This is a genomic window from Halolamina salina, assembly GCF_042678005.1.
GTDB lineage: Archaea > Halobacteriota > Halobacteria > Halobacteriales > Haloferacaceae > Halolamina > Halolamina salina.
Genome location: NZ_JBHUDH010000254.1, coordinates 19,385 through 31,732 on the forward strand (window position 1 = coordinate 19,385; position 12,348 = coordinate 31,732).

Consider the following 12,348-nt stretch of genomic DNA (forward strand, 5'->3'; position numbering starts at 1 on the left):
AGTTACCAGAGGCTGTCGAAACCACTAGCCCGAATTCAATCGAACACCAAGTATATGATGAGACATCGAGACTACACAGGTATCGATGGGTACCGGGACGGGCGACGATCTCAAATCGAGGGCCCAAGCATTACTTGAACGGAGCATCAGTCCTGACGCCGAGTTCCGGCCGCAACAATGGGAGGCGATCAACCGGCTTGTCGATCGCAACCAACGACTTCTGTTAGTCCAGCGGACTGGGTGGGGGAAAAGCACCGTCTACTTTATCGCCACGAAGCTGCTCCGAGAGCAGGGCGCGGGACCGACGCTCATCGTGAGCCCCCTCTTGTCCCTTATGCGGAACCAAATCCAGGACGCAGAGAACCAACTCGGACTCAACGCGTGGACGATCAACTCCAACAACACGGAGGACTGGGACGAGGCGAGAGAAGCAGTCGTCAACGGGGAATGCGACATCCTCCTGATCTCGCCTGAACGCCTGGCGAACACGGAGTTCCGAGAGAATATTCTCCTCGAAATGGACGACGAGTTCGGGCTCCTCGTCGTCGACGAAGCCCACTGCATCTCCGATTGGGGGCACGACTTCCGCCCTGATTACCGGCGGATTCGACGGATCCTACAGAACTTCCCGGACCACATCCCCGTCGCAGCCACGACCGCAACAGCGAACGACCGCGTCGTCGACGACATCACCGACCAAGTCCCAAACCTCCACACGATCCGCGGTGAACTCGTCCGCGACTCACTCCACATTCAAACGATCGAACTCGACTCGCGGGCCGAACGCATGGCGTGGGTAGCAGAGAATATCGGCGGCTTCGAGCATGCCGGAATCATCTACTGCTTGACGACCGGTGAGGTCGAAACCGTCGCCGCGTGGCTGCAGAACACCGGGTACGACGTCGAACCGTATCACGGCGGGATGGACGGTGACCGACGCCAAGCGCTGGAAGCCCGACTGATGGACAACGACGTCGATGCGCTCGTTGCGACGAACGCACTCGGCATGGGGTTCAACAAACCCGATCTCGGGTGGGTGATTCACTACCAGCGCCCCCCGAACCTGATCCGGTATTACCAAGAAATCGGCCGGGCCGGACGTGACCTCGATGAATCCTACGCCGTCCTGTTGAGCGGCGACGAGGACGACCGTATTGCGAAGTACTTCATCGAGAACGCCTTCCCGGACCCGGAAGACTTCCACGCCGTTCTCACTACGCTCGAAAATAGTGACGAGCAACTCTACAAGTACGAACTCTTGAAGCGAGTGGATGTCGCGTGGAAGGCAGCGACAACCTGCCTGAACATTCTCCGGGTCGAGAACGCGATCATCAAGGGTGAAAACGGGTTTGAACGGACGAGCAAAGACTGGTCGTACGACCACGACCGAATCGAATCCGTCACCCAGCACCGCTGGGACGAACTCGAACGAATTCAAGAGTTCGTCGCCACCGACGAGTGCCTGACCCGATTCATCGACGACGAGTTAGACGGGTCACTCGACACTAACTGCGGACAGTGCGCTAACTGTGCAGGGGATTTCGTCCCCCGATCAGTGCAGAACCACGATCTCGTAGACGACGCAGTCGAGCATTACCGCGAGGAAGCAGCCAGCGAAATATCCGCACGCTACTACATGCCCGAGGAAAACGGCCGGTCGAAAATCTCCGAGAGCCGGAAACCCGAAGACGGGCGTGTACTGTGTACGTACGGCGACCCCGGCTGGGGGGCACGCGTCAAAGCACAGCGCGGCAGTGATCAGTACGACGATAACCTCGTCGACGCAGCCGTCGAACAGATCAAAACGTGGGATCCATCTCCCGCACCTGAGTGGGTGACAGCCATCCCAACACGAGAGAACAGCGACCAAGTATCGTCACTCGCCGACCGAATCGCAGACGAACTGGGACTCCCGTACCTGAACATTCTCGAACAGACCGAAGAAATACAGCCGCAACACGAACTCGCCAATTCGTATCAGAAACGGTGGAACATCGATGGAAGTATGGATACGAATGGGCCCGTGATGTCCGAACCCGTACTGTTGATCGACGACATCGTCGACTCCCGCTGGACACTCACTGAAGCAAGCATGGTACTCAGAGACGACGGGAGCGGAACAGTCCACCCGTTCGCCTTAGCAGAAGTCGAAATGTCCCTCTAGCCGAGGTTTTGACTATTGTTTCCGAAGTACCAGCGTGTCGGCGCAGGTTTTTCTTCTGAGGTATAGCCCGGCCGCTCAGCGTACTCGATCGGGTCCTCGGCGCCGATGTTTTGGAACGCTTGCAGCCGGAACGCACAGGCGTCGTACGTCCCGCACGTCGGTTCTTTGCTGCGTTCGTCCGACGTGAACAACGTGCCGGAACGCATCATGGTTTCTCCTGATTACCTGATACCCCCGGTTTAATCAGCTTGGCACGGAAATGACGTACCTAATGGCCGCGTCACTCCCGGAACCTGCGGTTCTTGCTGCGGCGAAAGACACGCTCTACCCGGATCTCGACAACCGTTCGAACAAGTACGCCGTCACGGAAACGCAGTTCACGCAACCGACGTGGGGTGACTGGCCGATCCCGGACGCCGTTCGGCGTCGCCTCGCCCCGTACAACACGATCCGGCTCGCAGACGGCGAACCTGACTTGCTCGGCGTCGGCATGCCTACCGTCGACGTCTTGAACGCCAACGCCGCTACAACCCCGGTCACCGTCATCGAAGCCAAAGGCGACAACACCGACCCGACGGCCGCCGACGTGCAAACCGGGATCACGCAAGCCCACAGTCACCTCGGCGAAGCCAACCTCGGGTACGTCGCCGCCCCGACCCAAGCGATTACCGACACGGCCCGCGCCCTCGCACGCGACCTCAACATCGGCGTTATCGCCGTCGACACCGCGACCGACGCGACACTCATCGAACCTGCCCGCGTCACCGGTGCCGGTGACTTCTCAACGACGATCGACGCCGTCCGCTTCCAAGCCACAACTCACCGCCTCACTGAAGGCAGCTTCCCCGTCAACCACCCGAAAAACTACCTCGGGTACGTCCTCGCACTCGCCGCCGACCAAGACACGCGAGTCGTGTACACTGACAACGTCATCAACAGTGTATCGAGCGGTCGCCGCGGTGCACTCCTCCTCGGCCTCGTCGCCGACCACCCCGACGGGGACACGCTCACCCACCTCGGTGCAGACGCCGTCCGGTTCGCCCGCGACCAGCACGGCAGCATCACCGCCGCCCTTGACGAATTCGCATCGTGGAAAGGCCGACCCACCCGATTCACCGAACTCGCCCCGCGCTGGGCGCAACTCGCCCGGTCAGTCGCCATCCAATACGACCCCACACAACTCATCATCGAATCCCTCGAACGACTCCACAACCGCGGCATTACTCACCCGTCAATCGACGCCGTCGCCCGCGAAGCCTGCCGCATCAACCAACCCCTCGCCGTCGAAGTCTTCTTCACCCAACCCAGACGCGCAGACGTCCTCGGCCCCGACGGCGACATCGACGAATCAGCATTGGCTGATCCGACCGTGTACAAATCTGGGATCCACTTCCAATTCAAATACCACCTGTACCACGTCGGCCTGCTTACAGACGCCGGGACAGACGACAAGGACGAAGTCCTCTCGAACCCGTGGGCGTTAGCCCACTCAGTCAAACCTGGCACCGCGACGAACTAACACTGCACCCGTTCTATTGGCGACCGCTACCTGACTTATTTCTGGTCGGCGTTACGCGTCTCAGTATGGAAATCGGGCTCGTCTAGTTGCACGAAGAGCGAGCGGAGCCACGCCGCACCGCCACGGGACCTGTACGACGAGTCAGTGTTCTTCCGGAAAGCACACCAATTCGCTATTGAGAACCACGATGACTGGTACATCCTCTCCACAAAACACGGAGTCATCAATCCTAACGGTCCACCGATCGAACCGTACGACGACACGCTAAGCCGCGCATCAGTCGAACGAAAATTCGAGTGGGCGAAAATTATTCTCACGCAACTCCAAACACTCCCATCTCTTTCACGGTACTCGGTTAGAACCGTCATTCATCGATTGGTGTACGGAGATCCCGCCCGCGGAAATCGACCTCTTCGCCAGTTTCCAGTGCAACTCGATACAACTTTGAATCCTGCGATTGCCCGGTCACACTCGCCGCATCATCCTTGAACACAGTGACGATCTGGCCATGCACTCCGTGATACTCGTCATGTTCGGGATCACTCTCATCAGGAATATCGATCCTGACACGATCACCTTTCGAAAACCGTCGCATTACGACTAGCGATGAAATCAGTACTTATCAGCACTATGGTACGGTAATCCCCGTTATACTGGGTAGCGCGTTAACGACACGGTGCCCTTCGGGATCGAGAGTATCGTTACGAAGGTGTGATGACCACGGCACGGTTCACTTTTCCGAATTGCTAGCTCGAGGTAGAGCATCGGTATTGCATCACGGTCTTAAACGTATATCTCTCATCGAGACTGTTATTCAATGGTCTGTTGTCCCCGGCTAGCATGCAACCAAACGATTCAGGCAAGCAAGTAACCGATCTACATCGACATAGCATTAACTCAATTGTACGGGGTACTCTCTAGTGAAAACACACCACATTCGATTCCAGTGTTGCCGTACTGAACGAAATATAGGACGGAGACTATTCGCCGTTGATTCTGATATTCGACCCATCAACGGTAGCCCGTGACGGCTTCGCCGCCGGTGGTTCACTGTCCAATCACGCTCTCAATATTCAACATTCGCTATGTCCAACGTCTCTTTCGGCAATTCATGGCCGATTCTTCACATCAAAACCAACAAACTCTCTCGGTTTCCCTTTTGCTACCATATTTCTTCAGCCCATTCCTGTCGACTGCTACTGGTAACGAAATGTAATTGTATCCAAAAGCCAATGAGGGGGATGTGGTAATCCCGACTGGTGAGGAAATCAGAGATGTTCGGAAAGAACGGGGGATGACCCAAAGTGAACTCGCAGATGAGGCGGGAGTGTCACAGCCACTGATAGCACGTATCGAAAACGGAGATGTTGACCCTACCCTTGAATCGGTCCATTGTATTGTAACCGCCTTGAATGAGGCCCAGCTACCCATTGACGCCAAGGACATCTCCGTGATGTTGCCTGGAGCCCTCCGTGATGCCCGAAAGGGTACAGGATACACACAAGGGGGACTCGCCGATGCCGCGGACGTTTCTCAACCACTGATCTCACGGATCGAAAACGACGACGTGAACCCTCGGGCGTCGACACTCAGAGCAATTTTCGAGGAATTGGATATCGACGAGAGAGAGGATGATGCAGGATCTGACTCGGAAGAAGAGCAGGACATCCTTGCTCAACTAAACGCAGAGTTCAAAGAGTTCTGAAATCGCACTTCCTAATTTACTGTGAATGGTTTGGTTCCTTCAGGAGTATCTTTTTCAGCGTTCAACCCCCGACAAGATATATAATGCCCGCAATAAGTGTGGAGAAATCACTTGTAGATGGTCGAATCTCCATTGCTAGCTCAGTTTCGGTGCCCGATATCCTCGAATCACTTGAATCAATCTCGGTGGAGGGGGCAGATATTCTAATTCCCCAGTCAACTATTGATGAGGTAAAAAACACATTCCCGCTTAATTCGTTTTTCCGGCAGTTGATAGACGAATCCGAACTCTCCGTCTATGGTATCGAAGAGAGTGAGCTACCGACCTTACTAATCTCTGAGGATACAATCCATTTTAGAATTCTTCTCGGTTCGGTCGGACAGCTCGTAGATGTACCGCGGGATAGGGAGTTCGAGGATCTCGTCGAGCAATTCGATTCACTGGCTACAGAGGCTACAGTAGCTCAGTTCGATACTCCTGGCTGGGAAACCATTCTCTCTCGACTTGAAGAGGAAGTTGGAGAAAACACACGGCTCGAATTTGAACGACTCATACTGGCAGCACATCTTGAGGAGCTGGGGGCATTAGATGAAGTATCGGTTGCCGTAATTGCGGCCGCACAGAGTGGAGCACTCCAATATAACCTTGGGAAGTGGGCGGAAGATATTGGTCTAGCAAGCAAAGCCACTATCTCACGGCGAAAGTCTAATCTGGTGGATGACGGCGTTATCGTGACCGAATCGGTTCCCGTTGAGGTGGGGCGACCACGGGAACGACTTCATCTGTCAGACGATGTCCAGAGGGTAGAGATCGCCGAGGCTCCCGATGGCAGGGAACTGGATGTATCGATGCAGTCTCGCTCCGATAGAGAGGACCTCAAATCTTCTGAACCAACAAAAGCCGATGACACTGCAAGTTCGAACCCTGGAGAAACCGACTCAGAGCCCGGTAAGGAGTCAGATATCCTCGCTACGATGGAAAAGGAGATTCGGGACGTATTAAAATCGAGCTGACGAAACCCAGAGATTGCAGCCTTGCTGTATCCGTATGGCCAGGTAACCATCTAGACCGATATCCAGACAATGACCAATGTTGATTGCACACTAGTTTCGGTAACCGCTAATAGGGTGATAATCCCGGCTATTAGGTAGACCTACATCTGTCTCGAGGGACAAGTGTGCGTTCTCCTTGGCGATGAAGTCACCGTCGATCGAATTGAAGAACCTAAGAAGCTGGCCTTCGATCGCCTAGTTCGGTGTCAGGTACTTCCTCCGCAATTGTTTTTGCGAGGTCATGGTTCCGTTGTCCAAACTCCATCCCACCGGATGCATGACTCCTTGGCGTCGCAGTATGCGACCAAGTTGAAGCTCATCAACTCGCGTGTCTAGAATGAGCGTTAGCGGTCCCTCTGTAGAGATCGCAATATCGAAATCTGGCACGAAATTGTAAAGCTCATCAATCGCGCGGGCCTGTTGGATCGAAACACATCATAGGAATGGTGGGATGAATGTATCGACGGTCGATTTGGGTGGCAGTATGAGAGATCTATCAATGTCCCGTCAGAGAAATTAGACAACAGGTAGTGAGATAATCGGAGTCCTGGTGTACTACATATTCATGTCCTTCCGCAGCTTCTCGAGTGCGGAAACTCCTCCTTCCTCCTCATCGGAATCAGGTTCGTACTGCTTCACGTCGTTCAGGAGACTGTTCAATGGCGACCCCTTGACCTCACCGTAATCATCCTGCAGAATGTCTGCCCCAGCGGAGGCATATTGTGCTAAAATATCTAGTTGCTCTTCGTGGTCCATCAATGAGTTCGGATCGTTCGTCGTCTGGTAGGCGATACAGGCGGCAGCGGCACGATGGAAATCTTTGTTTCCGAAGTGCATCCAGAGCATCTCGGCATCGCCTTTGTAATCCGACTGATCGCGTTCACCCTCGGCGTATCCACGACATGCTGCGAAGACGAACAAGTCGACATAGCTGTCGAATATCCCCTCTTCGTCCACGAGTCGTTCGTAAATGTCGGTCTTCCGGTAATGTATTCGAACGTCTGCCATATTACTGCACCTCCTTTGCAGCCACCGTTTCCTCCCTGACCGTTGTCATTGGCGTTCCGTGTGCTCCACCGTGTTGCTCGTATTCAAGGTAGAACTGGCGACCGATTCTGTCCAGCATGCTCTCTTTCACGGGACCCTCCCATTGCGAGTCAGTCGCCAGAACAATAACCTGGTTTGCGAGCTGGGGGATCGTTTCGCTAACATCCCGCCGGTGTTGGTTGTCAAGGCTACCGAAGGGAGAGTCCATCACGATTGGGTAGATACCGCCACTGAAGAACTTGTAGTCCTCTTCAGCCTCGTACCGTTCCCTGGCAATATCGACGAGACTTCCAATGAACGACAGGCTCGCAACCTGGCGCTCCCCCCGAGATTTGTTGACTGGAAGCGCCTGATCATAGTTGGGGTCGTAAATTTTCAACCCAAAGTCATCGGTGATTCGGGCCTCATAGTCGGATGTGATCACGTCCTCAAAGGTCTCAGAGACACGTTTGTTGGCCCGTTCGCGAACAGTATGCTGGAAGCCTTCGTACGTCTCTTCCATGTCTTGGCGAACGGCCTTCGCCGTCTGCATCCGCTTTCTGGCTAAGTTTGCCTCCCGCTTTTCGGATTCTGCGGCGTCAATCTCCTCTTGGAGGTCCTCGATTTCTTCATCAAGAATCTCGATCTTGTCTTCCAACTTGCCGATTTCTTTGACAACAGAGCTCTTTTCCTCTTGTTTTTCCTGTCTAGCTGCTTGAAGGTCACTCGGGGACTGGATATCCTGCTCATCCCAGTCAATCCCCGTTTCATCTGCATAGTCGTCGAAATCGTCGGTTAGCTCTTCGATCTTGACTTCGATGTCATCAACATCTCCACGAAGATCATTTATTTTCGCATCGACCCGCTCACGCTCTTCGATAAGCTCGTCAGTATCCTTTTTAAACTCCTCTGTTGCCGATTCGATTTGAGTAAAGTGACTGATTAGCTTGATAGCCGTCTGGTCGAGTCCGTCAGCATTGACGGTCGATTTGTAGCCTTTGACCTCCTCGTAGTGGGGTGTTCCCTCGACGAGCTCACGACCACAGATACATTCTCCAGACTCCAACAAATCATCGACAAATTCGTTGCTTAGTTCGCTCGGGATTTCGCCGGCTTCACGGAGTTCATCCAGATCTTCGGCCGTCTCTTTGAACGCCGGCATCGCGTAGGTGAGGAAGCCGTTCTTCGATAACTGCGCCTCCAGTTTCGAATTAATAGACTGCTTGTGGTCTTCGAGGTCAGAAATTCGATCCTGGAGGTTCTGCCGTTTCTCCTCAAGCTCAGCGGTTTCGTCGAGTTGTTCGAGAACGGCAGAAATATCGTTGATTTCCTCCTGAATCCTCGCCTTCTTCCGTTTCTTGTCTTCGAGCTTCTGCTCGATTTGTTGCTGTTCCTCCTCCTTGCTTTCTTGTTTGTTAATGAGCTCCTGAAGTTCCGCTCCTCCAGCGTTCTGGAGCTCCTCCCGGAACTGTTTCTCGACCCATTCTAGGTGGTCAGTCGAGCGATCTAAAATCGTGAGGCCCATCATTTTCCGAATTGCCTCACGGATTTCGCCTTGATTGTCGATGCCGCTGAGATCGTTGATATACTCGCCGTCGAAGAAGAACAAGTCTGAGAGATCACGGGGGATGATCTGCCGGATATACCGCAACTCTGTGTTCGGTTCGACGACTTCCCCCTGTTCATTCAGATATTCGACCGTCAGTTCTTCATCGATAACCTGTCCAATTTGGTCGTCCTCGGACCGCTTTTGAACTGTATGTCGGCGAGTCACCGTGTGGTGACGGCCATCATGTTCAAACTCGAGAACAACCTCTATCTGAACCGACTCACCAGGGTCGGTTTCTAGAAACGCTCCCTGATTAACGAGCTGGTCCTGATTCTCAAGTGAGCGGAGATCCTCGTACAGGCCCCACAGGAACGCGTTCATGAGAGTAGTTTTCCCCGAGCCATTCTGCCCGTGGATGACAGTGACGTTCCGATCAGAGTCCGTGGAGAATTCTAATTCGATATCACGAAACTGTCTGAAATTCCGTGCTTCGAGCGATTTCAGGATCATTCTTGTAGGTTCTCCTCAGTGATCTCCTGCTCGATAATCTCCTTCAGATCAGGACGAATCTTTGGTGGTCGCTTGTAATCCAGTAATTCCTCTTCCTTCTCCAAAACACGAGCTTTGATGAATTCAAGCGTTTCTTCAGAGACCCCCTCAACGCTGGATGCACCCGATGCCATAGCCTAGATTCTAGTCCTCAACTTACTAAACCATTGTGTGAGCTCAACACCCCTCAGAGATCGAGTAAATTGAAACGTCGTTTGAGGTCTTGGAGGCTTGCCTCACTGGTGGGAATCCCATCAACATCAGCATCTGGGTGGTTGCGGGCACTTTCAGCGAACATCATCACTCGCTCTAGCTCTTTCCGCACGAGGGACCGCTCAGCCGAAAATACTGGGCCATCACCATCCGCTAGGCGCTGCGGTGGTGAAACGATGAAGTCATGGACCACTGCGAACTCCTTGTTCTTGTGTGGTCGGAGAATCCGTCCCCGGCGCTGGACAAACTGTCGAGGGTTGGATGAACTAGCGAGGATATAGGCGGTTTCTGTCGCTGGAACATCGACGCCCTCATCGAGACAGCGAATCGCAACGAGGGCCTCTAAATCACCGCGTTCGAACTCGGCCAGCAACTCTTCCCGTTCGTTCTGGTCTTCCTCAGCCGTGAACCGCTTAGCTCTGACACCCAAGTCTTTCCGGAGCAATTCAACTGTTGCATCCACATGCCGCTTCGTCCGGCCACTAGATTCCCTCTCAACAGAACCGTCACCACAGTAGACCAGCATATGGTGAACGTCTCCCTGTTCGGGGACAAGTCTCGATAGCCGTTCGAGTTTCCCTTCAGCGGTTCCCAGCAGTCGAGCGCGTTTGAATAGCGCTTGTTTGAGTTTGTAATTCGACTGTAGATCAGCATCCCCTAGATCATCATCAATACGCGAGGCGAGCCGACCAATTTTGCTTGACAATTCTTCGTATTCCAACGCCTCCTCATCGGTCAATTCGACAATATGCGGAATGTAGTAGTATTCACATAGTGCGCCATTTTCGATTGCTTCCGCGAGAGAGTATTCATATACCACACCACCACTGAAGTACTGATTCAGCGCCTCGGTTCCCTCTTCATCATACCACCGTTCAGGCGTCGCCGAGAGACCCATCCGCATTGGGATTTGATCTGGGAGAGCTGATTTGAGATGTGGAGCGCCCATGTGGTGCACCTCGTCAGCGATCAGCATTTGATTCGCCTGGCTGATTCGGCTAAGTTCGCTTTGGAACGCCTCGGTAGCGAACGTATTATGAGTTGTAATGACGGTAAAGGTCTCCCGGGCGCCAGTATTGAACGCTAGAGCCTGCTGTTGGAACGGCTCTTGCCAGTAGTTTCGTGACTTATAGGCCAGGATAGGGTCGGCCCCAAATTCACGCACATCTTCTGCCCACTGCTCTACGAGATGCTGATATGGAACTGCGACAATTAGCGCGATATTTCCATCGAATACATTCGACACATGCTCGGCAGCGAGAAGAGAGGTGATAGTCTTCCCCGTGCCCGTAGCCATTTTGAGAATCCCCTGAGCATTGCCGTCAACCCACTGTTCGACAGCACGGGATTGATACGGTCGTTCTTCCACCCAATCTGGGCGAGTAAACTCAGAGGTCACGATATGGTCCAATTGGTGGGGGCTAAACTAGTATTATCGGACAGCGAACCGGGGAAGTGGTACTACCAGCAAGCTCATTGTCTAGTCTGAACATATGTCTGGGGATGGCAGATAGCTCGGAGCTAAATGAGGAATTTGACCAGGAGCTCGATCAGCTCCTTCCAGATAGTATCTCACTGGAAGATCCTCCTGAGGAGCCACGTAGCGATTCCGCTGATAGTCCTACCACCTGGCAACAGCGGGTGTCGAATTGGCATCCGAGCCATGGGGTAACCGCGGAGCGGCAACTTGAGCTCGCCAACCGTGAGATCGACCGGTATTGTGAAGCTCTCGATCTTCCAAAGAGTGTGAAACAGATGGCTGAACAAACCTTCAAACAGTATACGGCAACCACAGATGAGTTCCTCATTGAGCTTGTTGTCGCCGGGATAGTCTATTCATCCGCAAAGCTCAACGAGTACCCCATTACGCCGGAAGATATCGTTCGGACGAGTAATGAGATGGTTACCAGAAAGATCCTGTTGCGAACATCGAAAGAAATCGTCTCAGAGCTAGGGCTCGACCCAACTGCGTTTTTCGACGCCTCGATGTACGTAGGCCGGTTTTGTGAAGAACTGAATCTTGTTCCAGCAGTCGGTCCTCGGGCAAAGCAAATCCTGGACTACTGTAATGAAGCAGAAATCACAAGTGGAAAAAGTCCAACTGGGCTGGCGGCAGCTGCAATCTACAACGCTTGCAGGGAGCAGGATTACGATATAACGCAGTCAGAAATCAGCGATGTCGCAGAAGTGTCGGAGTTAACAATTCGTAATCGCTACCAAGAGCAGCGTGAAGTAGTAAATGAGATTGAACGGCCAGAAGATGACGTCACAAAGGTCGTAGAATGGGCAATCGACCGTATCAAGCTCCAGCCCGAGGTCAGGTCTGAAATCCGTTTTGTACTCGATTTTGTTGATGAGTCCAAAGAGTTGGTTCACGAGTCGGAAGAAATTGACGATGAACCGGACGAGAAACCGCTACGGTGGGGAATGGCGATAGTGATGGTCGGTGCACGGCGAGCCGATTACGATCTCAATTATTCAACGCTGAAAGCACTATCCGGGGTGAAAACCGACGATATTCGTTCGAATGTATCCCTGCTACAGGCAGTGACTCCTCCGTCCTAATGCTAC

General features: G+C 53.5%; 11 protein-coding genes and 1 pseudogene. 6 read left to right on the forward strand and 6 right to left on the reverse strand.

The annotated features are described in order from the left end of the window. Window positions 1-85: 85 nt before the first annotated feature. Window positions 86-2,164, forward strand: coding sequence for a RecQ family ATP-dependent DNA helicase (locus tag ACFR9S_RS15550; RefSeq protein WP_379730366.1), 2,079 nt, complete (start codon window positions 86-88; stop codon window positions 2,162-2,164). On the opposite strand, the gene ACFR9S_RS15555 is transcribed toward ACFR9S_RS15550, so the two are convergent. Beyond that, complete coding sequence (locus tag ACFR9S_RS15555) at window positions 2,161-2,370, reverse strand: hypothetical protein (protein WP_379730398.1); 210 nt, start codon at window positions 2,368-2,370, stop codon at window positions 2,161-2,163. The genes ACFR9S_RS15550 and ACFR9S_RS15555 overlap by 4 nt on opposite strands. A 65-nt stretch (window positions 2,371-2,435) precedes the next feature. Between ACFR9S_RS15555 and ACFR9S_RS15560 the strand changes: the two genes are divergently transcribed. After that, on the forward strand, window positions 2,436-3,683 hold the full coding sequence (locus ACFR9S_RS15560) for a hypothetical protein (protein WP_379730367.1): 1,248 nt from the start codon (window positions 2,436-2,438) through the stop codon (window positions 3,681-3,683). 144 nt (window positions 3,684-3,827) lie between these two features. After that, window positions 3,828-3,956 (forward strand): annotated as a pseudogene (locus ACFR9S_RS15565) (DUF6884 domain-containing protein); the annotation flags it as partial. Window positions 3,957-4,047: 91 nt separating this feature from the next. Here the strand turns inward: ACFR9S_RS15565 and ACFR9S_RS15570 are convergent. Then, window positions 4,048-4,278, reverse strand: coding sequence for a hypothetical protein (locus ACFR9S_RS15570; RefSeq protein ID WP_379730368.1), 231 nt, complete (start codon window positions 4,276-4,278; stop codon window positions 4,048-4,050). A gap of 648 nt (window positions 4,279-4,926) precedes the next feature. On the opposite strand from ACFR9S_RS15570, the gene ACFR9S_RS15575 reads away from it, so the two are divergent. Together ACFR9S_RS15575 and ACFR9S_RS15580 are read left to right on the forward strand one after the other, a co-directional pair. Beyond that, window positions 4,927-5,388 carry a helix-turn-helix domain-containing protein gene (locus ACFR9S_RS15575; RefSeq protein WP_379730369.1) on the forward strand — a complete coding sequence of 154 codons (462 nt, stop codon included), beginning with the start codon at window positions 4,927-4,929 and terminating at the stop codon, window positions 5,386-5,388. Between the two features lie 83 nt (window positions 5,389-5,471). Beyond that, complete coding sequence (locus tag ACFR9S_RS15580; protein ID WP_379730370.1) at window positions 5,472-6,401, forward strand: transcriptional regulator TbsP domain-containing protein; 930 nt, start codon at window positions 5,472-5,474, stop codon at window positions 6,399-6,401. 594 nt (window positions 6,402-6,995) lie between these two features. Here the strand turns inward: ACFR9S_RS15580 and ACFR9S_RS15585 are convergent. Genes ACFR9S_RS15585 through ACFR9S_RS15600 form a run of 4 tightly spaced genes read right to left on the reverse strand, consistent with a single transcriptional unit; the run spans window position 6,996 to window position 11,176 of the window. After that, window positions 6,996-7,448: a hypothetical protein gene (locus ACFR9S_RS15585; protein ID WP_379730371.1), complete on the reverse strand. Its 453-nt coding sequence runs from the start codon at window positions 7,446-7,448 to the stop codon at window positions 6,996-6,998. 1 nt (window position 7,449) lies between these two features. Continuing rightward, window positions 7,450-9,525 carry an AAA family ATPase gene (locus tag ACFR9S_RS15590; RefSeq protein ID WP_379730372.1) on the reverse strand — a complete coding sequence of 692 codons (2,076 nt, stop codon included), beginning with the start codon at window positions 9,523-9,525 and terminating at the stop codon, window positions 7,450-7,452. Then, on the reverse strand, window positions 9,522-9,698 hold the full coding sequence (locus tag ACFR9S_RS15595) for a hypothetical protein (RefSeq protein WP_379730374.1): 177 nt from the start codon (window positions 9,696-9,698) through the stop codon (window positions 9,522-9,524). Before ACFR9S_RS15595 ends, ACFR9S_RS15590 begins: the two co-directional genes overlap by 4 nt. 53 nt (window positions 9,699-9,751) lie before the next feature. Beyond that, entirely contained in the window at window positions 9,752-11,176 is a 1,425-nt protein-coding gene (locus ACFR9S_RS15600; protein ID WP_379730375.1) for a DEAD/DEAH box helicase family protein, read from the reverse strand. A 104-nt stretch (window positions 11,177-11,280) separates the two neighbouring features. Between ACFR9S_RS15600 and ACFR9S_RS15605 the strand changes: the two genes are divergently transcribed. Continuing rightward, the gene (locus tag ACFR9S_RS15605; protein ID WP_379730377.1) at window positions 11,281-12,342 is read left to right on the forward strand and encodes a transcription initiation factor IIB family protein; all 1,062 of its coding nucleotides are present in this window, start codon (window positions 11,281-11,283) and stop codon (window positions 12,340-12,342) included. Window positions 12,343-12,348 lie beyond the last annotated feature (6 nt).

Bases quoted from the DNA above. Each gene is read 5' to 3' on its own strand.
- ACFR9S_RS15555 (WP_379730398.1), bottom strand. From the start codon at position 2,370: ATGCGTTCCGGCACGTTGTTCACGTCGGACGAACGCAGCAAAGAACCG.
- ACFR9S_RS15550 (WP_379730366.1), top strand. From the start codon at position 86: ATGGGTACCGGGACGGGCGACGATCTCAAATCGAGGGCCCAAGCATTA.
- ACFR9S_RS15595 (WP_379730374.1), bottom strand. From the start codon at position 9,698: ATGGCATCGGGTGCATCCAGCGTTGAGGGGGTCTCTGAAGAAACGCTT.
- ACFR9S_RS15590 (WP_379730372.1), bottom strand. From the start codon at position 9,525: ATGATCCTGAAATCGCTCGAAGCACGGAATTTCAGACAGTTTCGTGAT.
- ACFR9S_RS15605 (WP_379730377.1), top strand. From the start codon at position 11,281: ATGGCAGATAGCTCGGAGCTAAATGAGGAATTTGACCAGGAGCTCGAT.
- ACFR9S_RS15560 (WP_379730367.1), top strand. From the start codon at position 2,436: ATGGCCGCGTCACTCCCGGAACCTGCGGTTCTTGCTGCGGCGAAAGAC.
- ACFR9S_RS15570 (WP_379730368.1), bottom strand. From the start codon at position 4,278: ATGCGACGGTTTTCGAAAGGTGATCGTGTCAGGATCGATATTCCTGAT.
- ACFR9S_RS15585 (WP_379730371.1), bottom strand. From the start codon at position 7,448: ATGGCAGACGTTCGAATACATTACCGGAAGACCGACATTTACGAACGA.
- ACFR9S_RS15580 (WP_379730370.1), top strand. From the start codon at position 5,472: ATGCCCGCAATAAGTGTGGAGAAATCACTTGTAGATGGTCGAATCTCC.